Raw genomic sequence first — 26,857 nt, forward strand, 5'->3', positions numbered from 1 at the left:
CGTGTCCCGTACGGACTCGCTCGCTCCCCGGGCTCAGAGCGCGGAGAAGTACCCGGGCAGGGCGATGGACGGGTCCAGGTCGTCGGCCGGTATCGGGGCGCCGTAGGTGGTGTTCAGCGGGATGACGCCGGTCCAGTGGGGGAGGCCGAGGTCCTCGGGGTCGTCGTTCGGGCCGCCGGTGCGCACCTTGGCGGAGACCTCGGTGAGGTCGAGGCGCAGGACGGCGGTGGCGGCGAGCTCCTTGGTGTTGGCGGGGCGGGAGTCGTGCGAGCGGCCGGGGATCGCGTGGTCGACGAGCGCGTCGAGCGCGGTGGTCTTCTCCTCGGGGTCGGTCACCTGGTGGGCGGTGCCGTGGACCACGACGGAGCGGTAGTTGAGGGAGTGGTGGAAGGCGGAACGGGCCAGGACCAGGCCGTCGACATGGGTGACGGTCAGGCAGACCGGAAGCCCCGGGTCGGGCTTGCCCGCCATGCGCAAGGGGCGCGATCCGGTCGAGCCGTGGACGTACAGGCGCTCGCCGACGCGGCCGTAGAGAGTCGGCAGGACGACGGGCCTGCCGTCGCGGACGAAGCCGAGGTGGCAGACGTACGCCGCGTCGAGGATCGAGTGCACCAGCGCGCGGTCGTACGAGGCACGCTCGCGGGCGCGGGTGAGGACGGTGAGTTCGGTCGGCTCGTACGCGGCCTGCCCGTGAGAGGTCGGCTCGTGGGCGACGGTGGTCTCCGGCATGGCGGACTCCATTGCACTAGTGCATAATGTTGTTTGTGCTAGGAGACTATCGGATCGTAGGCCGCCGTGCATCCGAGATCGCCGCGAGCGTCGAGCAGGGCGTCGGTGCGGGCCGGCTGCAGCCCGGGCAACTGCTGCCCCCCATGCGGGAGTTGGCGTCAGAGTTGGGGGTCAATCCCAATACGGTGGCGGCCGCGTACCGCACCCTGCGCGAGCGGGGAGTGATCGAGACGGCCGGGCGCCGGGGCAGCCGGGTGCGGCCCCGTCCCGCCACCACGGTGCGCGGGTCGCTCCGGATCGACGCCCCCGAGGGCGTACGGGGCGTGGGGGAGGGCAACCCCGATCCGGCGCTGCTGCCGCCGCTCGCGGAGGCGCTGGCGACCGCGGCGCGGCGCAACGCCGAGGAGCCCGTGCTGTACGGCCGGGCGCCCGTGGACGAGGACCTCGCGCGGCTCGCGCGCGCCGCGCTGGACGCCGACGGGGTGCCGGACGGGCCGATCGCCGTGATGTCCGGATCGCTGGACGCCACCGAACGGGTCCTCGCCGTGCATCTGAAACCGGGGGACGCGGTCGCCGTCGAGGACCCCGGCTGGGGCTCGCTCCTCGACCTCGTACCGGCGCTGGGGCTGCGGACCGTGCCCGTCGCCGTCGACGACGAGGGGCCGTCACCCGGCGCGGTCGACGGCGCGCTGCGCGACGGCGCGCGGGCGCTCATCGTGACCTGCCGGGCGCAGAACCCGACGGGCGCGGCGGTGAGCGCCGCCCGCGCCGCGGAACTGCGCGAGGTGCTCCGCCGGCGCCGCGACGTCCTGCTGGTCGAGGACGACCACGGGCACGGCTTCGTCGACCTGCCGGCGCACCCATTGGCGGGCGCGACGGACCGCTGGGCGTTCGTACGGTCGGTCGCCAAGGCGTACGGGCCCGATCTGCGGCTCGCCACGCTCACCGGGGACGCCGTCACCATCGACCGGGTGCAGGCGCGGCAGGGGCTCGGTCCCGGCTGGGTGAGCCTGCTGCTCCAGCGCGCGGTCGTCCACCTGTGGGAGACGGGCGCGGTGGACACACGGGCGGTCGCGCGGGCGTACGCCGAGCGGCGCGACGCGCTCGTACGGGCCCTGGCGCGCCGCGGTGTCGAGGCGCACGGCCGCAGCGGCATGAACGTGTGGGTGCCGGTGGCCGACGAGACCGGGGCGGTGGCCCGGATGCTGCACGCCGGTTGGGCGGTCGCCCCCGGCGCGCGCTTCCGCATCGCGGCGGGGCCGGGGATCCGGGTCACCGTCTCCGGGCTGACGGCGGCCGACATCGAGGCGCTGGCCGACGCGGTGGCGGCGGCCGCCGGGCCGATGCCGGCGCGCGGCTACGCCTGAGGCGTCCCCATGCCCGCCGCCGGGGCCACGCGGGCACCCCGGAGGCGAAGGGAGACCTCAAGCGGTGCGGGAGGCGCGGCTCTGGGTGAGGGCCGCGCCCGCCAGCACGATGAGGGCGCCGACCGGGGTATTCCAGGTGAGCCGCTCGTCCAGGAGCGTCACGCCGGCGGCGGTGGCGATGACGGGGATGAAGTAGGTGACCATCTGGGCCGTGGTCGGGCCGACCTCGGCGACGATCGTGTACTGGAGCAGCACGGCCAGGCCCGTCCCCAGGGCGCCCAGCGCGACCACCGCGAGCAGCGGGAGGACCGGGAACGCCTGCGGCCACGAGGTGAACAGCGGGGTGACGGCCGCCAGTTGCAGCGTGGCCAGGAACAACTGCGCACCGGTGAGGGAGAGGTGCGACTCGCCGCGGCCCGCGAGCGTACGGCGGACGTAGATCCAGCCGACGGGGTAGCTGAGCGAGGCGAACAGCGCCATGGCCGTGCCGGTGACGTCCAGTCCGGAGAAGCCCTGCCAGGCGCCGAGGACGGTCAGGACGCCGAGGAAACCGATGCCGAGCCCCGCGACGCGGCGGCGGGTGGGCCGGTCCTCGGAGAGGGCGACCAGGGACAGGAGCATGCCCCACAGGGGCGAGGTGGCGTTGCAGATGCCGGCGAGCGTCGAGGGGATCGTCAGCTCGGCGTACGCGAAGAGCGAGAACGGCAGCGCGTTGAGGAGGAACCCCGCCACCGCCAGGTGACCCCAGGTGCGGGCGCCACGCGGCAGGGCGGTGCGCTTCACCGCCATCGCGACCGCGAGCACCGCCGTACCGAACAGCAGGCGGCCGAAGGTGACGTGGAACGGGGCGTAGGCCTGGGTGCCCACCTTGATGAGGAGGAAGCTGAAGCCCCAGATGAGGGCGAGCACCGCGAAGCGGATGCGCCAGTCCAGGGAGCGGCGGGGGGTGACGGCTGCGGGGGCCGCGGGGGTCGGGGTGGCCGACCGGGGCGCGGAGGATGTTGCGGTGCTCATGCCGACCACTGTGGACGCTATGACATCGTAGAACAAGCGAGATCTTGTCGACGGCTTCGCTTAGCATTGCTTACATGTTGAACCTGGAACGCCTGCGGACCCTGGACGCCGTCGCCCGCCACGGCTCGGTGACCGGCGCGGCCGACGGACTGCACGTGACGACGTCGGCCGTCTCCCAGCAGCTCGCCAAGCTGGAACGCGAGGTCGGACAGCAGCTGGTGGCCAAGAACGGGCGCGGGGTGCGGCTCACCGACGCGGGCCGGCTGCTGGCCGATCACGCGGCGCGGATCCTCTCCCAGGTGGAGCTCGCGCAGGCGGACATCGAGGCGCAGCGCGGGCAGGTGGTGGGCGAGGTGCGGGTGGCCGGCTTCCCGACCGCCGCGCGCGGGCTGTTCCCGGCGGCGATCAGCCGCCTGCGCCGCGACCACCCCGACCTGTGCGTGCGCACCAGCGAGCTGGAGCCCGAGCGTGGCATCGAGCACGTGATGCGCGGTGACATGGACCTCGCGGTGGTGCTGGACTGGAGCAACAAGCGGATGCCGATGCCCGCCGCGCTGGCGCGCGAACCGCTGCTGGACGACGCCGCCGACATCGCGGTACCGGCCGGCCATCCGCTGGCGGGGCGGGCGGAGGTCGACCTGGAGGACTTCGCCGACGACGACTGGGTGTCGTGGCCGCAGGGCGAATTCTGTTACGAGTGGCTGATGTTCACGCTGCGGTCGAAGGGCATCGAGCCGCGCATCGCCCACCTGGCCGGGGAGCACCACACCCAGCTCGCCCTCATCCGGAAGGGGCTGGGGGTGTGCGTCACGCCCCGGCTCGGGCGCGGCCCCGTGCCGGAGGGCGTCACGCTCGTGCCCGTACGGCAGCAGATGCGCCGGCACATCTACGCGGTGTGGCGCGCGGACGCGGACCGGCGCCCCTCGATCCGGGCGGCGGTGGGGGCGCTGCGGGAGGTGGGGCGGGCGGTCGGCGGCTGAGCGCGGCGCTGCCGCGGGGCGTAGGCCGTGGGGCGGGCGCGGTGCCCGGCGGGGTGGAGGCGGGCCCGGTCGGTGGCCGGAACCCCCGGGCGGCCGCCGCGGGGATCCCCTCCGTGCACCCCCGCGATGACCCGGCCGCGCCTTCCCCGCCTAGGGCCGCTTGTCCTCAGGCCAGCTTGATCGAGTCGCCTTCGACCTTGATCGACGCCGCCGGGAGCGGTGACGTGGCCGGGCCCGCCTTGACGCTGCCGTCCGTCGCGTCGAACTTCGAGCCGTGGCACGGGCAGTTGATGACCCCGTCCGCCACGTCCTTCACCGCACAGCCCGCGTGGGTGCACTTGGCGGAGAACGCCTTGAACTCGCCCGCCCTCGGCTGCGTCACCACGACCTCGCCGAAGACCTTGCCCCCGCCCTCCGGGATGTCGGCCGTCTTCGCGAGCACCTGCCCCGAGCCGCCCGCACCTCCGGTGGTGCCGTTCCCGGCGGCCGGCTGTCCGGCACCGGACGGGGCCGGGCTGTCCGAGCCCCCGCACGCGGTGAGCACGGCGGCCAGCCCCGCCCCGCCCGCCGCCGCGACGACGGTACGGCGCCCCACCGTGCCGGTGGTCCCCTGCGATCCGGTCATCCCGGTTTCCCTTCCACGATGGTCACAACGTCACCAAGGGGTACGGGGCGGCCGGGTCGGGCGTTCAGCCGCGCAGCGGCCTTTTGAGGAAGTCCGGTTCGAGCAGGAGTGGGGCTGCCACGCTACGCGGCGTACGGGCGGGATGTCCGGGCCTCACGCAGGGGCAGGGCCCACCAGGCGAGCTGGTCGAGGAGCTTCTTCGCGGCCGCCTCGGCGCCGGCGGAGTCCCGTGGGTGTCCGTCGGCGCCGAAGCGCTCCCAGACGTTGTGGAAGCTGACGCCGTCGCGCACGGTTGTGGCGTGCAGCTCGGCGAAGACCAGCCGGAGCTGCTCCACCGCCCGCAGGCCGCCGGACATACCGCCGTAGGAGACGAAGCCGACGGGCTTGGCCTGCCACTCGGTTCTGTAGTGGTCGATGGCTTCCTTGAGGGGAGCCGGGAAACTGTGGTTGTACTCGGGGGTGACGACGACGAACGCGTCCGCGCCGGCCAGGCGCGCCCCGAGCGCCTCGGCGTCCCGGGGGAAGCGGATCCCGGCGAGGTCGACGGTGTCCACGGCCAGGTCGCCGCGCTGCCCGGCCTGCCCGGTGAACCATTCGGCGACCGTCGAGCCGAGGCGGCCGGCCCGGGTGCTGCCGACGATGACGGCGAGCCGGAGGGGCGCCTCGGAGGTCATGACGCGGACTCCTCGACGAGAGCGACGGCCCGGGCCCAGCCGGCGCCGGAGCCGACGAGCTTCACGGGGAGGCAGGAGACGGTGTAGCCGAAGTCGCCGGGGAGCGCGTCGAGGTTGCTCAGGCGCTCGATCTGGCAGTACTCGCGGCGCCGCCCGGCGAAGTGCGCCGGCCACAGCACGGAGCGGTCACCGGTCTCCTGATAGCGGCGGATCATGTGGCCGAAGGGTGCGTCGAGGCTGAAGGCGTCGGTGCCGATGACCTTGACGCCCATGTCGAGCAGGAAGTCGGTCGCCTCGCCGTCCAGACCGGTGAATTCGGTGAAGTACCGCTCCGTGCCGACGTACGCGGAAGCGCCGGTGTTCAGCAGGACGATGTCGTACGGCTCGGGGGCGCGGCCGATCCGGGCGAGCTCCTTCTCGATCACCTCGACACCGGCCGCGCCGACCGGCTGGTCCCGCAGGTCCAGGCGGAGCGCCGGACGGTGGAACCAGTCGAGCGGCATCTCGTGGATGTGCCGCGGCGTGCCGTAGGCGGCGGTGGAGCCGTAGTGCGACGGCGCGTCGACATGGGTGCCGGTGTGGCTGGTGAGGGTGAAGGTGTCGAGCGAGAGCAGCTCCCCGTCGGGCAGCACCGAGGGGTCGAAGTCGATGCCGAAGTGGGCCTTCATCTCCTCGCTCATGTGGCGGGCGCCCTCGGCCGGGGTCAGGATCCGATGCACCACCGGATCGGGTTCCCACACCGACGCGTCGACGGGCGAGGAGAGGTCGATGATACGCATGCGGGTCATCCCTTCGTGTCCGCCTCGGGCCCCAGGGGCGCGAGCCGGACGGTCGATGTGGTGAACAGGTCGGTGCGTACGCCGACGGGCGTGCGCCCGAAGGCGACGCGGTCGGTGATCCGCACGCCGAGGGGGGTGCGCCGGATCAGGCGGGCGGCGGTGGAGCGGACCGCGTCGGCGACCGGCCCGCCGACCCCGAACATGCCCTTGGCCTGCAACTGCTGCATCTTCATCACGGCGTCCACGGCCGGCGTGCGCGCCGCGGTGAAGGACGCGAGCCGCTCCCTCGACAGGTCGCCGTCCGCCAGGGCCGCCAGCAGCAGCGGGTGGAGCACGGCGGCGTCCTGCAGCGCGAGGTTGATGCCCTGGGCGCCGAGCGGGCTGTGCGTGTGCGCGCTGTCGCCGATCAGGACGAGCCCGTCGCGCACCCACGCGTCGGCCTTGCCGGCGAAGACGTCCAGCAGGGTGAGGTCGGCGAGGCCGCCGAGCCCTTCCTCGATCAGATCGGCGTACTTCGGGAGCGCCGTGACGAGTTCCCGCTTGACGTGGCCGATGCCTCGGGCGGAGATCTCCGGCCAGCTCTTGTGCGGCAGGGTCCAGCCGATCTGCAGTTTGCCGGGGTGCGAGTCGTGGACCAGCACGGGGCTGCCGGCGGTGCGGTGCACCCGTACGCGGCGGGTCTGGCGGCCGGGCGCGTCCAGCTTGAACCACAGCACATCGTGCTGGAACGCCTCGACGCGCCCGGCCCCGATCCCGGCGAGCGCCCGCGTCTTGGAGTACCGCCCGTCGGCGGCCACGACGGCGCGGGCGTGGACCGTCCGGCGCTGCCCCAGGCAGGTGGCGACGGCACCGGTGACCCGGCCCTCCTCCTCCAGCAGCGCGCTGACGCGGTGTCCGTCGAGGTAGCGGAAGCCGGGCAGGGCACGGCAGGCCTCCAGCAGAGCGGTCAGCAGATGGAGCTGCGGTACGGCCAGCAGGTGGTCGTACGGGGCGGGCAGCCGCCGGTAGTCGATGTCCAGCAGGACGCGCTCGCGGTCGACGAGCTGGAAGCCGTCGAGTTCGCAGGCACCGGCGGCGCGTGCGGCGGTGAGCACGCCGAGGTCGTCGAGGATGCGCTGGCCGCCGGGTTGCAGGATCTCGCCGCGGAACTCCCGGCGGAAGCCCGTGGACTTCTCCAGGACGGTGACGCGTACGCCGGAGCGCAGCAGCATCAGCGCGAGGGCGAGGCCGGCGGGGCCGGCGCCGACCACGCAGACGTCCGTCTCCGGGTCCGGCCCGGGGGTCGTCGTGGGGTTCGTCATGGCCGGCCCCCTCAGCCCGCGACCAGGCCGAGCCCGCCGTCGACGGTCACGACCTGGCCCTGCAGCCAGCCGGCCTCGTCGGTGCACAGCAGGGCGACGACGTCGGCGAGGTCCTCCGGGGTGGTCAGCCGTCCGCCGGGAGTGCGCCCGGCCATCGCCTTGGCGACCTCGGGCGGTACGGACCCGTCGCCCTTGTCGAGCTTGGCGGCCGACGCGGCGTTGACGGCGATGCCCCGCCCGGCGAGCTCCACGGCGAGATAGCGGACCAGGGACTCCAGCGCCGCCTTGGCCGTACCGGCGGCCACGTAGCGGGGCACGACGCGACGGGCCCCGGCGCTGGAGACCGCGACGATCCGGCCGGGCCGGCCGGCCATCAGCTCGGCGAGCCGGGGAGCGCCGTGCAGCAGGGGCCGCAGGGCCACGGCGAGGGAGCGGTCGACGGTGTCGGGGTCGGCGGCGAGCGTCTCGGAGGGCCGGAAGTAGGAGGTGTTGTGGACGAAGACGTCGAGGCCCCCGAAACGGCGCCGCACCTCGGACAGCAGGGTGTTCAGGGCCTCCGGGTCGGTGACGTCCGCCCGGACGGCGGTGGCGGTGCCCGGCAGACCGGTGAGCGAGCGGACCGCGGCCGCGGCGTTCGCCTCGTCCTGGGCGTAGGCGACCATGACGTCGGCACCGCAGGCGCACAGCTTCCGGGCGACGGCGAGGCCGACGCCCCGGGTGCCCCCGGTCACCAGTGCGGTGCGGCCCGTCAGACGGGGGGCGGTGGGGTGATGCGTGGTCACGGTGCGGCTCCTCCAGGGGGGTGTGCGCGTGCGAGTGGGGCCCGGCGGCCCGCCCCCGGTGCGGGGGCGGGCCGGACGGGTCAGACCGCCTGCTTGACGGCGAGGGCCTGGTTGACCAGGTCGAGGTACTGGCGCGGGGTCTCGGCCTCCGACACCGCGTCCTCGTCGAGGACCAGGTCGTGGTCGCGTTCGATGCGGCCGGTGGTCTGCAGGATCGCGAGCGAGTCATAGCCGAGTTCGGCGAACGACACGTCGAGGACGTTCGAGGCCAGGTCGACGGTCTCGTCCTCGCCCGCGCACTCGCGGAGCAGGGCGGTCAGGTCGGTGAGGGTCAGCTGTGCGGACATGGTGGTGCTCTCCTTTGTGTCGGTGTGGTCAGCGGGCGGCCCGGACGACCGCCGCGGCGTTGAAGCCGCCCCGGCCGCGGGCCAGTACGAGGGCGGTGCGCAACGGCAGCGGGCGGGGGCCGCCGGTCACCAGGTCGACGGGACAGTCGTCGGCCGGTGCGGCGACGTTCACCGTCGGGGGGACGACCTGGTCGCGCAGGGCGAGCAGCGCGGCCGCCAGGTCGAGCGAGGCGCCGCCCGCAGCGAGGCGGCCGGTCATGGTCTTGGGCGCCGTGACGGGGACGCCGTACGGGCCGAAGATCTCCGCGAGGGCGATGGCCTCGGCCAGGTCCTCCTCGCGGGAGCCGGCGGCGTCGGCGAACACGACGTCGACCTCGTCGGGGCCCACCCCGGCGTCGGCGAGAGCCAGTTCGGCGGCCTGGCGCAGCCGCGGCGGGGCGCCCGTGCCGGGGGCGGGATCGAAGGTGGCGGCGTATCCGGCGACGGCGCCGTACACCCGGGCGCCGCGCTCACGGGCCGCCGCCGCGTCCTCCAGGACGAGCAGGGCGCCGCCCTCGCCGACGACGTGCCCGTCGGCGTCGGCGGAGAAGGGCAGATAGGCGCGGGCCGGATCGGCGGCGGTGCTGACGCGGCCGCCGGCGATGTGGGCGGCCCAGCCCCAGGGGCAGATGGCGGAGTCGACGCCTCCGGTGACGACCATCCGTACGCCCTTGCGCAGCTGGCGGCGGGCCTGGGCGACGGCGTCGAGACCGCCGGCCTGTTCGGTGACCAGGACGCCGCTGGGGCCGCGGAGTTTGTGGCGGATGGAGATCTGGCCGGTGTTGACGGCGTAGAACCAGGCGAAAGACTGGTAGGCCGACACGTACTGCCCGCCCTTGCTCCACAGCGCCTGCAGTTCGCGCTGGCCGAACTCGAATCCGCCGGCCGAGCCGGCGGTGACGACCCCGGCGGCGTACTCGGGGAGCTGCTCCAGGTCGATCCCCGAGTCGTCGAGCGCTTCCTGAGCGGCGGCGAGCGCGAGGCGGGTCATGCGGTCGGTGGACGGCAGCAGCCGGCTGGGGATGTGGTCGGCGTCGACGAAGCCGGGCACCTCGCCGGCGAGTGGCGCCGGGTAGCGGCTGCCGTCGAAGCGGCCCACCGGGCGGATACCGCTCTCGCCGCGCAGCACGGCGTCCCACCAGGCGGCGGTGGTGAGCCCGTTCGGGGCGGCGACACCGATGCCGGTGACGACGGCCCGGTCGGCGGGCGTGTCGCCGGTGGTGGCGGAGACGTTCTCCGGGGCGAGGGCGGTCATGCCGACTCCTTGAGGCGGGGGCTGGTCAGGACCATGGCGCTCTGGAATCCGCCGAAGCCGCTGCCGACGCTCAGCACGGTGTCGATGCGCTGTTCGCGGGCGGTGAGCGGGGTGTAGTCCAGGTCGCAGGCCGGGTCGGGTTCGTGGAGGTTGGCGGTGGGCGGCACGGTGTCGTGGTGGATGGCGAGGGCGCTGGCGGCCACCTCCAGGGAGCCGATGGCGCCCAGCGAGTGGCCGATCATGGACTTGATGGAGCTGACCGGCACCCGGTGGGCGTGGTCACCGAGGCTGCGCTTGAAGGCGGCCGTCTCGTGCCGGTCGTTCTGCTTGGTGCCGGAGCCGTGGGCGTTGATGTAGTCGACGGACGTGGTGTCCAGCCGGGCCTCGTCGAGGGCCACGCGGATCGCCTCGGCCATCTCCTTGCCGTCGGCGCGCAGCCCGGTCATGTGGTGGGCGTTGCAGCGGCTGGCGAAGCCGGCGATCTCGGCGTAGACGGCGGCGCCCCGGCGGCGGGCGTGTTCGAGCTCTTCCAGGACGAGGACGGCGCTGCCCTCGCCGAGGACGAAGCCGTTGCGGGTGCGGTCGAAGGGCCGGGAGGCGGTGGCCGGGTCGTCGTTGCGGGGCGAGGTGGCCTTGATGGCGTCGAAGCAGGCGACGGTGATGGGGGAGATGGGGGCCTCGGTGGCGCCCGCGATCATCACATCGGCGCTGCCCTCGCGGATCAGCTCGGTGGCGTGTCCGATGGAGTCCAGGCCGGAGGTGCAGCCGGTGGAGATCATGGACACGGGGCCCTGAGCGCCGGCGCTCCAGGCGACCTCGGCCGCCATCGAGCTGGGCACGAAGTAGTCGAAGAGGTGCTCGACGGCGAGGGTGTGGTCGACGTGCCAGTCCGAGCCGCCCCGGCTGACCTTGTTGTACTCCGTGTCCAGGCCCATGGTGCAGCCGACGGCGCTGCCCAGCGCCACCCCGGTACGCAGCGGGTCGAGCTCGCCGGTCAGACCGCTGTCGGCGAGGGCCTCGCGGGCGCTGGTGAGGGCGAACTGGGCCGCGCGGTCGAGGCGTTCGGCATCGGCGGGGCCGATGCCGTGCTCGGCGGGGTCGAAGTCGACCTCGGCGGCGATCCGGGAGCGGAACGACGAGGCGTCGAAGAGGCTGATGGCGCGGGTGGCGGTGCGGCCCGCGGTGAGCTGCTCCCAAAACGCCTTGGTGCCCACTCCGCCGGGGGCGACGACACCGATTCCGGTGATGACGACGCGACGGTTCACCGGAGTTCTCCTCGCAGGGCCGTGGTCATGGGTGCTGTCCTCCTGGGTTCGGGGATGGGTGCGGCTCGCCCCGCGAGGCGCCCGGCGACGCGGCAGGCCCGGCCGAGGAGTCGGGGCAACTGCCGGTCGCGCAGGAAGAAGTGGCCGCCGGGAAGGGTGCGGGCGGTGAAGCGCCCGGTGGTCCAGGTGCGCCAGCCGGCCATCACGTCCGGGCCCGCGATCGGGTCCCGGTCGCCCGCGACGGCCAGCAGCGGCACGGTCAGCGGCCGGGTCGCGGCGGCGCGCAGGGCCCGGGCCAGCCGCAGGTCGTCGCGGAGGACGGGCAGCACCGTGCGGTGCCAGACGTCACCGGGCCGGACCCCGGCCGGTACGGAGCCGAAGACGTCGAGCAGTGCGACCAGTTCGGCGTCCGGCAGGTCGGCGCCGTCGGCGACGGCCGCCTCGGCGTCGGGCGGCGGGCAGGCGCCGACGGCCACCAGGGCCGGAGCGGGCAGGCCCGCCTCGTGCGCGTCCCGGGCCAGGGTGTAGGCGACGAGACCGCCGAGGCTGTGCCCGTACAGGGCGTACGGGCCGGTGGGGGCCGGCTCGAGGGTGCGGGCGAGGTCGGCGAGGAGCGCGGCGCGGTCGGTGACTCTCGGCTCGCGCCGCCGGATCTCCCGGCCGGGCAGGAGCACCGGCCGGGGGACCAGGCCCGGCTCGGGGCGCCACAGGCGGAACGCCGAGACGCCCGCGCCGGCGTGCGGGATGCAGTACAGCGGCATGGGCCGGTCGCTCGGGCCGGTCGTTCCGGCCGGGGCCCCCGTCGTCATGGCAGCTCCTCCTCGGGCTGACGCCCCGTGTGTTGTTCCGATGTCAACGAGGTTCGGCGAGGGGCCTAGAGAGGCGCTCGAAGTGCGCAGGACCCGCCCCGGCGGGCGCCGGAACGGGTCCCGGGCGGCATGCCGCGGGCTGTCCGGTCAGGCCGCGAAGAGGCGGTAGGTGGGGCCGGGGCGCGGTTCCAGGTGTCCGTCGAGCGCCGGATCGGCGGAGATCATGGCCTGGTGCACGCGCTGGAGTTGGGGGGAGGGCTCCAGTCCGAGCTCCTCGATCAACCGGGCGCGCAGCATCCGGTACACGTCCAGCGCCTGGGCCTGCCGGCCGGAGCGGTAGAGCGCCACCATGGCCTGCGAGTGCAGGCCCTCGTGGAGCGGATGCCGGGCGATGAGCGCGGTCAGTTCGGTCAGCAGGGCGGTGTGCCTGCCCAGCCGCAGGTCGGCGTCGATGCGCAGTTCCAGGGTGCCGAGACGGCTCTCCTCCAGCCGCATCTTCTCGATCTCGAGGATGGGTCCGACGCGGACGTCGACGAGCGCGGGGCCCCGCCACAGGCCGAGTGCCTGGCGCAGCAGTGTGCTCGCGCGCTCGTCGTCCCCGGCGTCGAACGCGGCCCGCCCCTGCGCGGCGAGCTGTTCGTAGGCATGGACGTCCACGCCGTCCTGCGGCATGTCCAGCAGGTAACCGCCGTGCCGGGTGACCAGGACGTCCTTGGCGGTGCGGCCGGAGCCGGCCGGGAGCGCGGCGCCGATCTGCCGGCGCAGCTGGAGGATGTAGGTCTGCAGGGTGGTGAGGGCACTGCGGGGCAGGTCGGTGCCCCAGATCTCCTCCATGAGAGTGGGTACCGGCATGATCCTGTTCCGGTAGAGCGCGAGCAGCGAGAGGATCTGCCGCGGCTTGCCAGCCGTGGGAACGATCGATCCCCCGCACACCTCGGCGCTCAACGGTCCAAGAACTCTGATGTCCACGGCAAAGTCCTCCGTACGTCGTTCGCCAATCGGTGGCCCGACGCTGTCATCCGGCGGTCCTTCACCACCAGTGCAGGAGTCCTCAAGCGGCAGTGAGAGTCGGCACGGGCGGACCATGAGGACTTCATGGGTGGTGCATGACATGGGCACTGGCCGCGGGTCCGCCCGGCGGGCGAGACTGCGTGCTGTCGCCGCGGGGAGCGGCGCGCAACAAGACCACCCTGGAGGAGCCAGACATGAGCACCACGTCCCCCACCGTCTCCGTCTCCGCCTCCGTCGTGTCCATCGCGCACGACGACCTGATCGTGGAGGACTTGTCGCAGCCGGCCGTGGAGGAGTTCCGGGCGGGCACCTGCATCTGCTGGGTCGACGAGCGCCTGGCCGCCTGAGCGTCGGCGTCCGGGGGCCGGACCGGCCCGCCCCCGGACGCCGACGTACGCCGTAGTCCGCACCACGCGTTTCTGGGGGGAATGTGACCGACTCGACGACCGCCGTTCCACTGCTCGCCTTCAAGCCGCATCTGAAGGCGGAAGTCGTTCCCGGTGAGGGGGTGTACCTGGTCTCCGAACGGGGTGTCACCGCGCTGCGCGGCGCCGGCGTGACCGCGGTGGCGCCGCTCTTGGACGGCACGCGCACGCCGGAGCAGGTCGTCGCGGACGTCTCCGGCACGGTGGCCGCCGACGTGGCACGGCGCATCGTCTCCCGGCTGGTGGACGCCGGTTTCCTGACCCACCGGGAGCCGTCGGAGCCGGACCGGGCATCCGAGCGGGCGTTCTGGGAGCTCGCCGGGCTGGACGGCGACGTGCTGGCCGGGCGTACCGCGGGCGGTACGGTCGCCGCGCTGGCCGCCGGTACGGCGAGCGCGGCGGGACTCGCCGAAGCGCTCGCCGCGGCGGGGCTGCGGGTCGGTTCCCGGGACGCCGGTCCCCACGCGCCCGCGCTGTCGGTCGTCGTGTGCGACGACTATCTGGATCCGTCCCTGGCGGACGTGGACGCCGCGCACCGTGCGTCGGGGACGCCGTGGCTGCTGGTGCGGCACAGCGCCTGCCGGCCGTGGATCGGGCCCGTGTTCCGGCCCGGCGAGGGCCCCTGCTGGACGTGCGCCGCGGACCAGCTGCGCCGCAACCGGCAGGCCGAGACCCATGTCGACCGGTCCGTGGGCCGACGGGTGGCGCCACCCGGGTCGTCGCTCGCCGCCGGGCGCGCGCTCGGCCTCCAACTGGCCGCCCTGGAGGCCGTGAAGTGGCTGGCCGGCTACCGCCACGACGGCCAGGACGCCATCTTGACCTTCGACTGCCTGGAGGCGGCGGGGGAGCGGCATCCGCTGCGCCGCCGCCCGCAGTGCCCCACCTGCGGCACCCCGGACCTGGTCACCAGGCGCACCGGCGGCCCCCTCGTGCCGCGCAGCCGGATCAAGGCCGACCAGGACAGCGCCGGTGACCGGCACCTGACGCCGGGACAGATCATGGAGCGCTACGGCCACCTCGTGGACCCGCTGACGGGAGTGGTGAAGGAGATACGCCGGGACGGGCGCGGCCCCGCCTTCCTGAACTGCTTCCACGCCGGGCACAATCCGGTGGCCTCCTCCATCGGTCTGGCGGCGGTCCGGGCCGGCCTGCGCAGCCACAGCTCCGGCAAGGGCACCAGCGAACTCAACGCCCGGGTCAGCGCGCTGTGCGAGGCCCTGGAGCGGCACAGCGGCTATTTCCAGGGCGATGAGCCGACCGTCCGGGCGACCTACCGCGCGCTCGGGGAGCGGGCGGTGCACCCGGACACCGTGCAGCTGTTCCACCCCCGGCAGTTCGCCGACCGGGAGCGATGGAACGCCCGGCACGCCCCGGCCCACCGGGTGTGCGAGCCGTTCGACGAGGACGCGCTCCTGGACTGGACACCGGTGTGGTCGCTGACCGGGAACAGACAGCGGCTGCTGCCGACGTCCCTGCTCTACTACAACGCGCCGAAGGGCCCCGGCAGCCGGTTCTGTTCGGCGAACTCCAACGGTTCGGCGGCCGGCAGCAGTGTCGAGGACGCCATCGTGCAGGGTTTCCTCGAGCTCGTGGAGCGGGACGCGGTCGCCCTGTGGTGGTACAACCGCACGCGGCAGCCCGCCGTGGACCTCGACGCGTTCGACGACGCCTGGGTGACCGGTGTACGGACCGCGCACGCCGGGATCGGGCGCGAACTGTGGGTGCTGGACGTCACCAGCGACTTCGGCGTTCCCGTGTTCGCCGCGCTGTCCCGGCGCACCGACAAAGCGGCCGAGGACATCTCGCTCGGCTTCGGCGCCCACTTCGATCCACGCATCGCGTTGCGCCGCGCGGTGGCCGAGCTGAACCAGATGCTGCCACCCGTGGTGGGGGCCCGCGCCGACGGCGGCGGGTACGACTGCGACGACCCGGCCGCCCTGGACTGGTGGTGCACCGCCACGGTGGCGGGCCGGCCGTACCTGGTGGCCGATCCGGATCTGGCCGCCCGGAAACCCGGCGACTTCGCCCACCGGCGGCATGCGGACCTGCGCGACGACGTACTGGCGATCGAGGAGCTGGTCCGCTCCCGGGGCATGGAGCTGCTGGTGCTGGACCAGACGCGCCCCGATCTCGGCCTGCCGGTCGTGAAGGTGATCGTGCCCGGACTGCGCAGCTTCTGGACCCGGTTCGCCCCCGGGCGGCTGTACGACGTGCCGGTGGCCCTGGGGCGGCTCGCCACGCCCACCCGTTTCGAGGACCTCAACCCCGTGCCTCTCTTCCTCTGACACGTCTCAGACCTCCTCCGATCCCTGAAAGGCCTTCTCCCCCGTGCCCGGCAGCGTCCCGCCCCTGTCGCTCCCGCAGTCCCTGTCCGACACCGTGGAGCTGTGGTCGCTGCGTCAGGACACCCTGGTCGAGCTGCCCGTGGCGCCGTCGGACGGCGATGTGGTGCTGATGACCCGCTGGGGGGACGTACGGCTGGCGGGGCTGGGCGAGAGGCTGCGACTGACGATCGAGCGGATGTCCTACGGCCCGGTGTCGCTCGGCAACCTCGTCCCCGGCTTCGGCGTCCCCGGCGACGGCGGCGGTGAGGACGGGGCACTCCTCACCGACCTGCTCGACACCCTCCAGCACGTGGTCGTCAGGTCCCTGGCGACCGACACCGGCCGGCCCCTGCTGTCCGTGGTGCCGATGTCGCCGCAGGCCCGGTTCCGGCCGGGCCTGGCGACGGCCGACAGGGTGCACCGGCTGTCCCGGTTCGCCGCGCTGCGCACCGACGAGGAAGGGCTGTGCGTGGAGTCCCCGCTGTCCCGGCAGCGCGTGACGCTGCACGGCAGGCGGGCGGCGTGGCTGGTGGGCTGTTTCGCACAGGCGGCCTCCGCGCGGGAGGCGGCGGACCTGCTGGGGATGCCGGTGGAGACGCTGCGTGCCGCGGTCGGCTACCTGGTGGCGGCGGGCATGCTGGTGCCCGGTGAGGTCCGCGCCGACGGCACGGGACACGACTTCGCGGAGGACCGGGACCCGGCGCTGCTCGGCTGGTCGCCGTACGACCTGATGATGCACGCGCGCAGCCGGCTGGGCCGCCACGACGGGCCGACGGGTGCCACCTACGAGGGCGCCGGCGGGGCGGCCGCGGAACCGGCCACGCTTCCCCCCGCTCGCGACGAGCTGCTCGACACCGTCGCGCTGCCCTTCCCGGACCTGGACCGGCTGCTGGCCGAGGACCCGCCGGTGACTCTGGTGCTGGAGGCCCGTGAGTCGGTGCGCTCCTATGGCGAACAGCCGCTGGAACTACGCCAGTTCGGCGAGCTGCTCTACCGCTCCGCCCGGGTGCGGTCCGTGGTCGCGGCCCCGACGGCCGATCCGCGGGAGCCGCCCGTGACCAGCCGGCCGTACCCGAGCACGGGCGCGTCCTATGCGCTGGAGCTGTATCTGACCGTGAGCAGCTGCGTCGGGCTGGAGCGCGGCACGTACCACTACGACCCGGTGCTGCACCTGCTGCGCCGGGTCGACAGCGACCCGGCGCTCGTGGACGAGTTGCTGGCGCAGGCCCGGGAGACGGCGGGGCTGGCTGCGGAGCCGCCGGCGCTGATCACGATGACCGCCCGGTTCCGCCGGATGAACGGCAAGTACAGCGGCTTCGCGTACAGCGCGTTGCTCAAGGACGTCGGAGTGCTCCAGCAGACGCTCTATCTGGTGTGCACGGCGATGGGCCTCGCCCCGTGCGCCCTGGCGGTCGGCGACAGCGATCTGTCGGCGCGGGCCCTCGGGCTGGACTGGCGGACCGAGTCGAGCATCGGGGAGTTCGTACTGGGCCCGCTCCCCCCGGAGCGCGAGGAGACCCCGGTCCCCGCAGTGGGTGTCAACGGGCACGACTGGCGGGAGCGTTGTGCCGAGGCGCTGCGGCGTATGCGGGCCCTCGCCGAGCGGTGACGGCCGGCCTCTGGTGAGAGCGCCGTCCGGTGAGATCGCCGTCCGGCCCGGGAGCCGTCGAGGGGGCGTCGTACCGCCTCGGAGAAACGAACGAAAGTCCGAATCGGAGTATTAAGCTTCGAACCGGCCCGACGGCGAGGAGAGGAAGAAGCGCACCAGGTGCAGCCGCGGGCCCGCACGCTTCGCGAACAGTTCAGACCCGGGGGAGTTCATGAGCAGGCAGTCCGCACCCGTCTTCAGTGACCCCGCACACCCAGACCGGATGCCCCGGCAGGCGGACCTGGCCCCACGCGTGGCCACCACGATCACCGTGGTCGTGCTCTGCGGCTTCTTCGCCGTCGCGGTCACGTACGTGCTGAGCAGCTCCTACTCGGCGCTCACCCTGGTCGGCTGCGTCGCCGCGCTGACCGTGCTCTGCGGTCTGCAACTGTGCCACTCCTTCCCGCACATGTCGGTGCGGCTGGCCCGGCACCAGAAGGTCACCCTGGCCCTCCAGGCCCTGTTCACCTACCTGCCGTTCTCGGTCTTCCACGCCGCCTGGCTGGGGATGCCGGGCATCCTGTGCGCGTCCACGCTGCTGGTACTGCGCGGCTCGCGCGCCTGGGCGGCCTTCGGCTGGGTCGCCGTCACCACGGGCATGATCCAGTTCGCCGTGGGCTACGGCTACGAGCAGCTCGGCTACAACTTCGTCGCCACCTGCCTGACGGGACTGGTGCTGTACGGGCTGAGCCGGCTCACGGCCCTCGTGCAGGAGGTGCAGGCGGCGCGCGGCGAGCTGGCCCGGATGGCGGTCGCCCAGGAGCGCCTGCGGTTCTCCCGTGATCTGCACGACCTGCTCGGCTACAGCCTCTCCACCATCGCCCTGAAGTGCGAACTGATGCTCAGGCTGCTGAAGCCTCAGCCGGACCGGGCGGAGCAGGAGCTGCGGGAGATCCTCCAGACCGTGCGCCAAGCCCTGGCGGACGTCCGCTCGGTGGCCAGCGGGTACCGCCGGATGAGCCTCGCCCTCGAGATCGGGGCGGCCGAGGTCATGCTGGACGCGGTGGGCATCCGCACCAGGGTGCTGCTCCCGGAGACAACGCTGTCGCCCGCCTCCGACACCGTGCTGGCGACCGTGCTGCGCGAGGGCGTCACCAACATGCTCCGCCACAGCAAGGCCCGGAACTGTGTCATCGAGGCCGTGCCCCGCGGGCAGAGCATGCGCCTGGTCATGACCAACGACGGTGTGGGCGCGTCCCGTTCACTGCTGCCCGTCGAGGACCGCGGTGACGGCGGCAGCGGACTGCACAACCTGGTCGCGCGGGTGGAGGCGCTGGGCGGCCGGCTGACCGCGGGCGTACGTGCCGACGGCTGGTTCGAGCTGGCCGCCGAAGTGCCGTGCCACGCCCCCGGGGAGGAGCGGCCCGCCGACGACGCCATGGCCGTCGGCGGCGCGCTGCTCTGAGGCGGTTACAGCCAGCCCGACATCCGCGCGATCCGCACCGCGTCCACCCGGTTGCGCGCGTTGAGCTTGGTGACGACGGCCGTCAGGTAGTTGCGCACGGTGCCCGCCGAGAGGAACAGCCGCCGTGCTATGTCGGAGATGTCCTCACCGTCGGCAGCCAGCCGCAGCACCTCCGTCTCCCGCGCGGTCAGCGGGCTCTCCTCGGCCTGCAGCGTGGCCAGGGCCAGCTGCGGATCGACGGCCCGCTGACCGGCGACCACGGACCGGATGGCGCCGGCGAGCTGGTCGGGGTCCGAGTCCTTGAGCAGGAACCCGGAGACATGGGCGTCCAGGGCGCGGCGCAGGTTCCCCGGACGGCCCAGGCTGGTGAGGATGACCGTGTGGCACTCCGGCAGTTCCTCGTGGAGCCGCGCGGCGGCGCGGATGCCGTCGGTGCCCGGCAGGTCGATGTCGAGGACGGCGACGTCCGGCCGCACCTCCAGCGCGCGGGGGACGATGTCGTCCCCGGACTGCACCTCGGCCACCACCTCGAAGTCCTGCTCCAGCTCAAGCAGGGACACCAGCGCCCGGCGCAGCATGAGCATGTCCTCGGCCAGCAGAATCCTGATCATTCCGTCCCCCTGTCAACGGCCTCGCGGGCCGCCCGTTCGAAGAAAGGATCCTAACTCGCGGGTGCGTACGGGAACGGAGCGAGCGAATCAGCCGGCCCAGTCGGCCACCACGGCCATGAAACCCTTGTCCAACATGGTCTCCACGGAGATGTCCCGGTCGCCGTCGAGGCCGGCGTCATGGCCCGCGACGCTCAGGAGATAGCGGTCGAGAACGGTGAACGTGGCGAATGCCCACTCCCCCCGCTCCGCCCGCTCGCCCTCCGGCGTGAGCAGTCCGCCACGGTCCCGCACGCCGAACCCGAACTGCGTGAAGGACAGCCGCATGCCCTGCCCCAATGCCTTGGTGTACGCCTCCTTCAGCGTCCACAGACGGCGCAGTTCCGCCTCCCGCTCCCGGGCCGGCAGACCGGCCAGCGCCGCCCGCTCGGCCGGGGTGCACACCAGGCGGCGCATGTCCCGGTAGGCGAGCCGGCGTGTGACCGGTTCTCCGTCCACGCCGATCCTCCCGTGCCGGTTCAGACCCACGGCGATGAGGTCCTCGGTGTGCGTCAGGCTCACCTCCAGCTGGTCGAAGCCGCGCAGGTACGGGCGTCCGCCGGGGCGGTAGGCGAGCTCCAGGGCATGCGCGGGCGTGTTCAGGGCGCAGGCCGCCGCGTACTTCACGATCAGGCGGGAGGCTGCGAAACGGGCCCGCACCGAGGGCTCGGCGGTACGGCTGTACCGGTGCCAGTCGCGGCCCAGCAGCGGCCGCAGGGAAGGGTCCTCCCGCACGGACGGCAGCCATTCGCGCCAGGTCGCGTACACCACGGCGACCCCGCGTCCCGCCATGGCGTCACGCACCGCCGACCAGGGACCTTGCCGGCCGGGCACATGGACCGGCCGGCCGATGCGCTCGTCGTTCACGCGGCGTACTCCTCCGGCTCCTCGGGTGCCCGGTCGTCGAGGACCCGGTCGTCAGCGGCGGATCCATCGAGGGTCCAGCGGTCCAGGTCGTAGCCGCGGCCCTCGGCGAAGCGGGCCAGCACCTCGTCCAGCACACGCGGCACACAGGTCCTCGGAAGCTCCGGAGGGACCGCCCCGAGCCGGCGTACCAGCCGGGCGAGGCAGAGGACCACCCACTCGGCTCCGGCCAGGAACGGGTCCCGGCCGTCCTGCGCCTCCCAGACGCCGAGGCACGCGGCCGCCGCCAGCAGCAGCGCGTGCCGGTCCACGGCGGCGAGCGCCTCGGGCCCGGCCGGCGCGCCACGGTCGAACGCCGGCCGGGTACGGCACTGCCGGCGCAGGTCCAGCAGCTCGCGCACGCACATCCCGGCCAGTTCGCGCAACGCCTCGCCGGCCGGGCCGGCCGGTGCGGCGCCGGCGCCGAGACGGGCGGCGGAGCCCAGCAGGGAGGCGACGAGGAAGTCGTGGCCCCCGGCCGGGTCGAGCGCGGCGAAGTCGAAGGGCGGCAGGGGCGCCTCCGGGGCGAACAGCGCGGCGGCCGGTTCCTCCGCCACGCCCCAGGAGCGCTCGGCGAGGCCGCGCAGCTGCGGCAGGATCACCGCCTGGCAAGCGGCGGTCCCGGCGTGCCCGAGCCCGGCCATCGGCAGGTCCCGCACGAGCTTCTGGTAGCCGCCGTAGCCGCCGCCGCGGTGGTAGCCGCGCTCACCCAGTACGGCGGCGAGCTCCTCCACGCCCTCCCGCAACAGATCGGGGACGAGGTACTTCACGGCGGCGGCCGGGACGCCGGTGGCTCCGGGGAACAGGTGCAGGGCGCGCAGCCCGGTCCGCACCATGCTGTCGGCGATCAGCAGGTCGGCGAAGACCCCGGTGAGGGGGGCTTGCAGACGGCGGGCCGGGGGACCGGTCCGGCCGGCGGTCGCGGCCCGCACCGCGGAGCGCAGCGCGGTGTCCACCCCGGCGTGCACGGCCGCCGGGACGAGACAGCGGTTGAGCTGGAAGGTCCGCAGTGCCAGGTGTATCCCGGTGCCCTCCTCGCCGACCAGGCTGTCGCCGCCCACCGCGCAGTCGGTGAACTCCAGTCCCGTGTAACGGCACCCGCGCATCCCGGAGGTGGAACGGCGCGCCACGGTGCGCCAGGAGCCGCCGGGCAGCCCCTCGGTGTCGAGCAGGAGCACCGAGTGGCTGTGCGGTCCGGGCGCCGGGTGGGTGCGGGCGTATACGACGAACGCGCCCGCCCGGTGCGCGTTGAGCACGGCCTCCTTGCCGCCGGTGAGGGCGAAGCCCCCGGAGGTGGTCCGGGTGGCGGTCACCTCGTCGCGGTGGATCACATTGGAGTGGGCGAGCGTGTGGTGCACGATCGCGGCTCGGCCGCCGCTCAGCAGCAGCCCGGCCATGCGGGCCCGCTGCCCCGCATCGCCCGCGGCCCACACGGCCCCGGCCGCGAACAGCGAGGGGAGCCCGAGGCCGAAGCCGAGGGCGAGGTCGCGGCGGAAGACCGGCCGCAGCACCCGGGCCAGGTCGTCGGCGCCCGTCAGCCGCCCGCCGAGCTCCGCGGGCACGAACTCGGCGGTGATCCCGGCCCGTTCCAGCAGTTCCTCGGTGGCCCGGGGCAGTTCACACGCCTCGTCGGCGGCGAGGATGGCCTCCAGCCCGTGCGGGTTGGCCGGGTCACCGGGGTCGCCGAGCAGTCGCTCCAGCTCGGCGACCCGCTGCCGGACGGGCGTGGCGGAGGCGGTGTGCGGAACCCCGGCGGGCCGGGCGCCCGCGTCGGACCGGGGCCCCTGGGGCCGGGCGGTCCGCCCGCTCACGCGCCGCCCTGGGACCGGGCGGTCGTGCCGGACCAGCTCGCCAGGAGGAAGACGGCACCGTCGCGGACGCTGCCGGGCACGGCCGGGTCGAGCAGCGGCGGCACGGGGCGGCCGTACGCGTCCGCGCAGTCGGCCGGGCTGTGCGCCTCGACCCGCCAGCCGGAGCGGGTCAGCCAGTCGGCCGGGGGTTCGCCGGGGCCGCCCTTGACCAGCTGTTCGTACTCGAGCCCGGTGGAGTCGGCGGTCTCGGCGTTGTCCCCCTCCATCATGGCGGCCTCGATGTGGTCGGTGACCAGCCGGCTGCCGGGCGCGGAGAGGGCGCTGACGTCGTCCAGCATGCGCTGGTTGTCGGCGGGCGTCAGATAGTGCAGCAGACCCTCGGCCAGCCACACCGTCGGCCGTGTCGCGTCGAAGCCGGCGGCGCGCAGCGCCCCGGACCAGCCCTCGCGCAGGTCGAAGGAGACGGCGAGGCGTTCGCAGGCGGGCGTGGCGTCGCTGTCGCGGAGCACTGCCTCCTTGAACTCGGTCAGTTCGGGCAGGTCGAGCTCGAACAGCCGCAGCCCGGCGGGCCAGTCCATGCGGTACGCGCGGGTGTCGAGACCCGCGGCGAGCAGCACGACCTGGCGGATGCCGTCGTCGGCGGCCCGGCGCAGGATGTCGTCCATCCAGCGGGTGCGGATGGCGACGTAGTCGCCCATGGCCGTGAACGGGTTGGCGAGCACGTCGTCGGCGGCTCCGGCGAGGGCCTCCTCGCCCGCCTTGATGTACGGTGCCTCGCCGCCGACGGCGGTCACGAACCGTCCGGCGAGGTCGTCGGTGAAGAGCGGGTCCGGCCGGGAACCCTCCTGAGCGCGCATCCAGGCCGCGCCCAGCGCGGTCCAGCTGACGTCGGGCATGTCGACCTGGGTGTGGGTGTCACTCATGACGGCCCTGTCCTTCCATGTGTCGGGTGGTGTGGGTCGGCGTGGGTTCGGGGTGGCGCGGGGGGTCAGCCGCGGGCGCGGGCCTCGAGCTCGGCCACGACGTGCGCGGGGCCGGGCATCGCCACGATCTCGCCCTGGATATCGCGGGCCCGGCGGGTGTAGGAGTCCCGCGCGAGCAGGTCGGTGAGGGCGGCGGCGAGCGCGCCGGGGCGGGCGCGTTCCTCGGGGCCGAGCCCGATTCCGGCGCCGGAGCGCTGGATCTGGTCGGCCCACAGACTCTGGGTGGAGCCGGGGCCTTCGGGGACGACGAGCTGCGGCACGCCGTGCGCCAGCGCGGTCATACTGGAGCCGGCGCCGCCGTGCTGCACCAGCACGCGACAGGTGGGCAGCAGCGCGGTGAGCGGAACCCAGCCGGTCATCCGGACGTTGGAGGGCAGGGGCCGGCCCTCGAAGGCCTCGGGGCGGGCCACGGCCATGACCACATCGGCGTCGAGTCCGGCGACCTCCTCGAGGACCTGCCGGCCGAAGTCGTCGATGGTGTGGGTGGTGATGCCGCCGGTGACGCAGATCCGGGGTCGCTCGGGCTCCTCCCGCAGCCACCGGGGCACTTCGCCCGCGCCGTTGTAGGGGACGTACCGCATGGGGATGCGGGGCACCGGATGCGGGGTACGCAGGGCGGGCGGGGTGCAGTCGATCCAGGTGTCGGTGCCGATCCGGGGCGCCACCCCGAACCGTTCGAACATCCGGAGGTAGGCGGGCGGCACCTCGTCCTTGTGGAGGAAGTACAGGCCGATGGGCTGGCACCAGTTGTGGGCGACGGAGGGCACGCCGGCCGCGGCGGCCGCGACGAATCCGGCGACCGCGCCGACGTCGTGGACGACGAGGTCGGGCCGCCAGGAGCGGGCGAACCCCACGAGGTCGTCGGCGAGCGAGTCGGCGAGCGCGAGAACCTGGTCGGCCCAGCTGAGGCGGCGCTCCTCGGACCAGCCGAGGGGGCCGCTGGGCCAGTCGTCGGGCACGTGCGCGGCGCGCTCCCCGGAGTCGGGGGTGGCCCAGCGGGCGAAGGTGTCGCCCGCGGCGGCGTCACCGACGGGGACGGCGATCAGACCGGCGGCCGTCACCTTGGCGAGGGACTGGGGCCGGGCGGCCACGCGTACCTCATGCCCGGCGAGCTGGCTCGCCCAAGCGAGCGGCACGGTCCAGGGAACATGGGCGGGCCCATGGGCCACGAAGAGAATGCGCATGGTTTCACCTGCTTCGAAGGAGATGACGGCCGGTCAGCCGGCCCGCTTCTGACGGCCGGGGAGCAGGAGCGCGGGCAGCACCGTCAGGCAGCTGATCCCGAACGCCCACCAGAAGGAGTGGCCGAACGCGGGCGCGGGCGAGGAGACGGTGAGCTGGTGCTGGACCACGATGGCCAGGGCGGCGGTGCCGACTGAACCGCCGATGCGATGCAGGACGTTGGTGAGCCCGGCCGCGCGCGGAATCTGCTGCGGCTGGACGCTCTTGAACACGGCGGCCATGGCGGGCGTCATGGTGGCGCCCAGGCCGACACCGCGGACGAACAGACCGGCGGCGAGAAGGAGTTCGCTCGGCTCGTCACCGACCTGGGTGTACGGCAGGGTGCCGAGGAGGGCGAGGACGATACCGGCGAGCACGATGGGGCGGGGCCCGCCCATGCGGTCGGCGAGCTTGCCGGCGAACATCATCGAGACGGCGACACCCAGGTCCTGCGGGATCAGCAGCAGTCCGGCGTGCAGCGCGTCCTGCCCGCGCACCTGCTGGTAGTAGAGCGGCAGCAGGAACATGGAGCTGAACAGCGCGGCGCCCAGCAGGAACGAGGTGGCCACGGAGACGCTGAAGCCGCGGCTGCGGAACAGCGAGAGATCCAGCAACGGGGTGCCGGTGTGGCGCAGAGCGTGCACCACGTAGCCGACGAGGAGGACGACGCCCGCGACGACGGGGACGACGACCCTGGGCGAGGTGGGGCCGGCGTCACCCGCGGCCTCGGAGAAGCCGTACATCAGCGCCGCCACGCTGGGGCAGGCCAGGACCAGTCCGAGCACATCGAGCCGGTGACCGCCCCGAGGCTCGGAGGCGGGCAGCACCTTGGCCGCGAGGACGAGGGTGAGGATGCCGACGGGGACGTTGATGTAGAAGATCCAGGGCCAGCTGAACGCGCCGAGGACCAGACCGCCGAGAACCGGCCCGAGGACGGGTGCGAAGGTGAGGGGGATGACGAGCATGCTCATCACCCGGCCGAGCCGCTGCGGCCCGGCGGCCTGGGCGATCATCGACTGCCCGATCGGCTGGATCAGTCCGCCGCCCAGTCCCTGCAGCACCCGGAAGGCGATCAGGGAGCCGGCGGACCAGGCCAGGCCGCACAAGGCGGAGCTGACCACGAAGCAGGCGACGGAGGCCATCCACACCTGCTTGGCGCCGAAGCGTTCGGTGGCCCAGCCGCTGAGCGGTGCGACGAGCGCGAAGGACAGCAGGTAGCCGGTGCTGATCCACTGCATGGTGGACAGCGGGCTGCCGAAGTCGCGCTGAATGGCGTCGATGCCGACGCTGACGATGGTCGCGTCGAGCACGGCGACGATCGTGCCGAGGATGAGGACGACACCGAGCTTGAGCAGGGCCGGGTCGATGCGGTCACTCTGCTCCTGCTGTGCCGTGGAGCTGACGGAGGTCGTCATGACCTGCTTCCTTGTGCGGGCGGATGCGGGAAGGGTGCGGTGGCCCGGCCGGTACGGGGGTGGAACGGCCGGACCACCGCGGTTCAGGGGGGCCTCAGGGGATGAGCACGACCCGGCCGAGCTGGGTCCGCTCCTCCATCACCTGGTGCGCCTTGGCGGCCTCGTCGAGCGGCACCTCGGTGTGCACGACGGGCCGGACCCGGCCGGAGAGGACCATCTCACCGACGGTGCGGGCGCCTTCCTCGATGGCTTCGAGGTCGCCGTCGAGGGCGGCCATCGTGAAGTGGGTGACGTACCGGACACCGGCGATGTCCGCCATGGACACGGACGGCAGCTCCTTGCCGCCGGCCGCGGAGCCGTAGAACACCAGCCGGCCGTGGGGCTTGAGCAGGGCGACGCTCTTGGGTGTGATGTCCGCGCCGACGCTGTCGAGGACGATGTCGACGCCGTCCCCGCCGGTGATCTCGCGGACCTCGTCGTCCCAGCCGTCCCGGCTGTAGTCGACGCCCGCGTCGGCGCCCAGCTGCTTGGCGAAGTCCAGCTTGGCCGGGGAGTTGGCGGCGGCGATGACGGTCCCGGCGCCGAGCGCCTTGACCATCTGGACGACGAGGTGGCCGATGGCGCCGGCCGCGGCGTGCACGAGGACCGTCTCGCCCTCGCGGAGCCGGGCCGCCCTGATGACCTCCAGCCCCACCTGGCCGGGGGAGGAGAGCATGGTGGCCTGGGCGGCGTCCATGCCGGCGGGGACGGGCACCAGGTCGCGGGCGCGGGCCAGTACGTAATCGGCGTAGGCGTCCTGGAAGATGACGCTGGCGACGCGGGCGCCGGCCTCGACGCCGGTCACGTCGGGCCCGATCGCGTCGACGAAGCCGACGGCGTCGCCGCCCGGGGAGGCGGGCAGCGGGATGCTGCGGGCGTAGAAGATGCCCTTGCGCTCCTGGAGGCCCGCGAAGTTGACGCCGATGGCCTCGGCGCGCAGGCGCACCATACCGGGGCCGGGCTCGGGCTTCTCGGTCTCCTCGACCTTCAGGACCTCGGGGCCGCCGTACTCGTGGTAGCGGACGATACGCATGGAACTCGCTTTCTGGGTGTGGGAAA

The 26,857-nt window shown here is 73.7% G+C and carries 25 protein-coding genes; 6 read left to right on the plus strand and 19 right to left on the minus strand.

What is annotated here, in order from left to right; genetic code table 11:
• Positions 1-33: 33 nt before the first annotated feature.
• On the minus strand, positions 34-729 hold the full coding sequence (locus tag ACZ42X_RS32005; RefSeq protein WP_468297522.1) for a pyridoxamine 5'-phosphate oxidase family protein: 696 nt from the start codon (positions 727-729) through the stop codon (positions 34-36).
• Between the two features lie 35 nt (positions 730-764).
• Between ACZ42X_RS32005 and ACZ42X_RS32010 the strand changes: the two genes are divergently transcribed.
• Entirely contained in the window at positions 765-2,096 is a 1,332-nt protein-coding gene (locus tag ACZ42X_RS32010; protein WP_468297525.1) for an aminotransferase class I/II-fold pyridoxal phosphate-dependent enzyme, read from the plus strand.
• Positions 2,097-2,153: 57 nt separating this feature from the next.
• On the opposite strand, the gene ACZ42X_RS32015 is transcribed toward ACZ42X_RS32010, so the two are convergent.
• Positions 2,154-3,110: a DMT family transporter gene (locus ACZ42X_RS32015; RefSeq protein ID WP_468297527.1), complete on the minus strand. Its 957-nt coding sequence runs from the start codon at positions 3,108-3,110 to the stop codon at positions 2,154-2,156.
• Positions 3,111-3,184: 74 nt separating this feature from the next.
• Here ACZ42X_RS32015 and ACZ42X_RS32020 point away from each other — a divergent pair, with 74 nt between their 5' ends.
• Positions 3,185-4,090: a LysR family transcriptional regulator gene (locus ACZ42X_RS32020; RefSeq protein ID WP_468297530.1), complete on the plus strand. Its 906-nt coding sequence runs from the start codon at positions 3,185-3,187 to the stop codon at positions 4,088-4,090.
• A gap of 166 nt (positions 4,091-4,256) precedes the next feature.
• Here the strand turns inward: ACZ42X_RS32020 and ACZ42X_RS32025 are convergent, their stop codons facing one another.
• From ACZ42X_RS32025 to ACZ42X_RS32070, 10 genes are all read right to left on the minus strand, one after another.
• Positions 4,257-4,715 (minus strand): Rieske (2Fe-2S) protein, encoded by a 459-nt coding sequence (locus ACZ42X_RS32025; protein WP_468297532.1) that lies wholly within the window; start codon positions 4,713-4,715, stop codon positions 4,257-4,259.
• A gap of 122 nt (positions 4,716-4,837) precedes the next feature.
• Positions 4,838-5,389: an NADPH-dependent FMN reductase gene (locus ACZ42X_RS32030; RefSeq protein WP_468297535.1), complete on the minus strand. Its 552-nt coding sequence runs from the start codon at positions 5,387-5,389 to the stop codon at positions 4,838-4,840.
• Complete coding sequence (locus tag ACZ42X_RS32035) at positions 5,386-6,168, minus strand: cyclase family protein (protein ID WP_468297538.1); 783 nt, start codon at positions 6,166-6,168, stop codon at positions 5,386-5,388. Before ACZ42X_RS32035 ends, ACZ42X_RS32030 begins: the two co-directional genes overlap by 4 nt.
• Before the next feature lie 5 nt (positions 6,169-6,173).
• Complete coding sequence (locus ACZ42X_RS32040) at positions 6,174-7,469, minus strand: FAD-dependent monooxygenase (RefSeq protein WP_468297540.1); 1,296 nt, start codon at positions 7,467-7,469, stop codon at positions 6,174-6,176.
• An 11-nt stretch (positions 7,470-7,480) separates the two neighbouring features.
• Positions 7,481-8,251, minus strand: a complete 771-nt coding sequence (locus ACZ42X_RS32045) for an SDR family oxidoreductase (protein WP_468297543.1) — start codon at positions 8,249-8,251, stop codon at positions 7,481-7,483.
• Between the two features lie 80 nt (positions 8,252-8,331).
• Positions 8,332-8,598 carry an acyl carrier protein gene (locus ACZ42X_RS32050; protein WP_468297545.1) on the minus strand — a complete coding sequence of 89 codons (267 nt, stop codon included), beginning with the start codon at positions 8,596-8,598 and terminating at the stop codon, positions 8,332-8,334.
• A 28-nt stretch (positions 8,599-8,626) separates the two neighbouring features.
• Complete coding sequence (locus ACZ42X_RS32055) at positions 8,627-9,892, minus strand: ketosynthase chain-length factor (protein ID WP_468297549.1); 1,266 nt, start codon at positions 9,890-9,892, stop codon at positions 8,627-8,629.
• Positions 9,889-11,157, minus strand: coding sequence for a beta-ketoacyl-[acyl-carrier-protein] synthase family protein (locus ACZ42X_RS32060; RefSeq protein WP_468297552.1), 1,269 nt, complete (start codon positions 11,155-11,157; stop codon positions 9,889-9,891). Before ACZ42X_RS32060 ends, ACZ42X_RS32055 begins: the two co-directional genes overlap by 4 nt.
• Positions 11,154-11,966: a thioesterase II family protein gene (locus ACZ42X_RS32065; protein ID WP_468297555.1), complete on the minus strand. Its 813-nt coding sequence runs from the start codon at positions 11,964-11,966 to the stop codon at positions 11,154-11,156. The genes ACZ42X_RS32060 and ACZ42X_RS32065 overlap by 4 nt, the downstream gene beginning before the upstream one ends.
• 147 nt (positions 11,967-12,113) lie before the next feature.
• On the minus strand, positions 12,114-12,935 hold the full coding sequence (locus ACZ42X_RS32070; protein WP_468297558.1) for an AfsR/SARP family transcriptional regulator: 822 nt from the start codon (positions 12,933-12,935) through the stop codon (positions 12,114-12,116).
• 236 nt (positions 12,936-13,171) lie between these two features.
• On the opposite strand from ACZ42X_RS32070, the gene ACZ42X_RS32075 reads away from it, so the two are divergent.
• The 4 genes from ACZ42X_RS32075 to ACZ42X_RS32090 all read left to right on the plus strand — a co-directional run bounded on the left by ACZ42X_RS32075 (position 13,172) and on the right by ACZ42X_RS32090 (position 18,779).
• Complete coding sequence (locus ACZ42X_RS32075; protein ID WP_468297561.1) at positions 13,172-13,324, plus strand: hypothetical protein; 153 nt, start codon at positions 13,172-13,174, stop codon at positions 13,322-13,324.
• Positions 13,325-13,407: 83 nt separating this feature from the next.
• Positions 13,408-15,687 carry a TOMM precursor leader peptide-binding protein gene (locus ACZ42X_RS32080; protein WP_468297563.1) on the plus strand — a complete coding sequence of 760 codons (2,280 nt, stop codon included), beginning with the start codon at positions 13,408-13,410 and terminating at the stop codon, positions 15,685-15,687.
• Between the two features lie 43 nt (positions 15,688-15,730).
• A complete protein-coding gene (locus tag ACZ42X_RS32085) occupies positions 15,731-17,335 on the plus strand; it encodes a SagB/ThcOx family dehydrogenase (RefSeq protein ID WP_468297566.1) in 1,605 nt (534 codons plus the stop codon).
• A gap of 211 nt (positions 17,336-17,546) precedes the next feature.
• Complete coding sequence (locus tag ACZ42X_RS32090) at positions 17,547-18,779, plus strand: sensor histidine kinase (RefSeq protein WP_468297568.1); 1,233 nt, start codon at positions 17,547-17,549, stop codon at positions 18,777-18,779.
• Between the two features lie 5 nt (positions 18,780-18,784).
• On the opposite strand, the gene ACZ42X_RS32095 is transcribed toward ACZ42X_RS32090, so the two are convergent.
• From ACZ42X_RS32095 to ACZ42X_RS32125, 7 genes are all read right to left on the minus strand, one after another.
• Positions 18,785-19,390: a response regulator transcription factor gene (locus ACZ42X_RS32095; RefSeq protein WP_468297571.1), complete on the minus strand. Its 606-nt coding sequence runs from the start codon at positions 19,388-19,390 to the stop codon at positions 18,785-18,787.
• An 87-nt stretch (positions 19,391-19,477) separates the two neighbouring features.
• Complete coding sequence (locus tag ACZ42X_RS32100; protein ID WP_468297574.1) at positions 19,478-20,293, minus strand: 4'-phosphopantetheinyl transferase family protein; 816 nt, start codon at positions 20,291-20,293, stop codon at positions 19,478-19,480.
• Positions 20,290-22,140 carry an acyl-CoA dehydrogenase family protein gene (locus ACZ42X_RS32105; RefSeq protein ID WP_468297577.1) on the minus strand — a complete coding sequence of 617 codons (1,851 nt, stop codon included), beginning with the start codon at positions 22,138-22,140 and terminating at the stop codon, positions 20,290-20,292. The genes ACZ42X_RS32100 and ACZ42X_RS32105 overlap by 4 nt, the downstream gene beginning before the upstream one ends.
• Positions 22,137-23,063, minus strand: a complete 927-nt coding sequence (locus ACZ42X_RS32110; protein WP_468297580.1) for an SAM-dependent methyltransferase — start codon at positions 23,061-23,063, stop codon at positions 22,137-22,139. Before ACZ42X_RS32110 ends, ACZ42X_RS32105 begins: the two co-directional genes overlap by 4 nt.
• Positions 23,064-23,128: 65 nt before the next feature.
• Positions 23,129-24,307, minus strand: coding sequence for a nucleotide disphospho-sugar-binding domain-containing protein (locus ACZ42X_RS32115; RefSeq protein WP_468297583.1), 1,179 nt, complete (start codon positions 24,305-24,307; stop codon positions 23,129-23,131).
• Between the two features lie 33 nt (positions 24,308-24,340).
• On the minus strand, positions 24,341-25,759 hold the full coding sequence (locus ACZ42X_RS32120; RefSeq protein ID WP_468297586.1) for an MDR family MFS transporter: 1,419 nt from the start codon (positions 25,757-25,759) through the stop codon (positions 24,341-24,343).
• Positions 25,760-25,853: 94 nt separating this feature from the next.
• A complete protein-coding gene (locus ACZ42X_RS32125; RefSeq protein WP_468297589.1) occupies positions 25,854-26,831 on the minus strand; it encodes a quinone oxidoreductase family protein in 978 nt (325 codons plus the stop codon).
• Between the last annotated feature and the right edge of the window lie 26 nt (positions 26,832-26,857).

It is taken from the genome of Streptomyces sp. NPDC030862 (assembly GCF_055571835.1).

Bases quoted from the DNA above. Each gene is read 5' to 3' on its own strand.
- ACZ42X_RS32005 (WP_468297522.1), bottom strand. From the start codon at position 729: ATGCCGGAGACCACCGTCGCCCACGAGCCGACCTCTCACGGGCAGGCC.
- ACZ42X_RS32015 (WP_468297527.1), bottom strand. From the start codon at position 3,110: ATGAGCACCGCAACATCCTCCGCGCCCCGGTCGGCCACCCCGACCCCC.
- ACZ42X_RS32020 (WP_468297530.1), top strand. From the start codon at position 3,185: ATGTTGAACCTGGAACGCCTGCGGACCCTGGACGCCGTCGCCCGCCAC.
- ACZ42X_RS32025 (WP_468297532.1), bottom strand. From the start codon at position 4,715: ATGACCGGATCGCAGGGGACCACCGGCACGGTGGGGCGCCGTACCGTC.
- ACZ42X_RS32030 (WP_468297535.1), bottom strand. From the start codon at position 5,389: ATGACCTCCGAGGCGCCCCTCCGGCTCGCCGTCATCGTCGGCAGCACC.
- ACZ42X_RS32035 (WP_468297538.1), bottom strand. From the start codon at position 6,168: ATGCGTATCATCGACCTCTCCTCGCCCGTCGACGCGTCGGTGTGGGAA.
- ACZ42X_RS32040 (WP_468297540.1), bottom strand. From the start codon at position 7,469: ATGACGAACCCCACGACGACCCCCGGGCCGGACCCGGAGACGGACGTC.
- ACZ42X_RS32050 (WP_468297545.1), bottom strand. From the start codon at position 8,598: ATGTCCGCACAGCTGACCCTCACCGACCTGACCGCCCTGCTCCGCGAG.
- ACZ42X_RS32055 (WP_468297549.1), bottom strand. From the start codon at position 9,892: ATGACCGCCCTCGCCCCGGAGAACGTCTCCGCCACCACCGGCGACACG.
- ACZ42X_RS32065 (WP_468297555.1), bottom strand. From the start codon at position 11,966: ATGACGACGGGGGCCCCGGCCGGAACGACCGGCCCGAGCGACCGGCCC.
- ACZ42X_RS32075 (WP_468297561.1), top strand. From the start codon at position 13,172: ATGAGCACCACGTCCCCCACCGTCTCCGTCTCCGCCTCCGTCGTGTCC.
- ACZ42X_RS32090 (WP_468297568.1), top strand. From the start codon at position 17,547: ATGAGCAGGCAGTCCGCACCCGTCTTCAGTGACCCCGCACACCCAGAC.
- ACZ42X_RS32095 (WP_468297571.1), bottom strand. From the start codon at position 19,390: ATGATCAGGATTCTGCTGGCCGAGGACATGCTCATGCTGCGCCGGGCG.
- ACZ42X_RS32110 (WP_468297580.1), bottom strand. From the start codon at position 23,063: ATGAGTGACACCCACACCCAGGTCGACATGCCCGACGTCAGCTGGACC.
- ACZ42X_RS32115 (WP_468297583.1), bottom strand. From the start codon at position 24,307: ATGCGCATTCTCTTCGTGGCCCATGGGCCCGCCCATGTTCCCTGGACC.
- ACZ42X_RS32120 (WP_468297586.1), bottom strand. From the start codon at position 25,759: ATGACGACCTCCGTCAGCTCCACGGCACAGCAGGAGCAGAGTGACCGC.
- ACZ42X_RS32125 (WP_468297589.1), bottom strand. From the start codon at position 26,831: ATGCGTATCGTCCGCTACCACGAGTACGGCGGCCCCGAGGTCCTGAAG.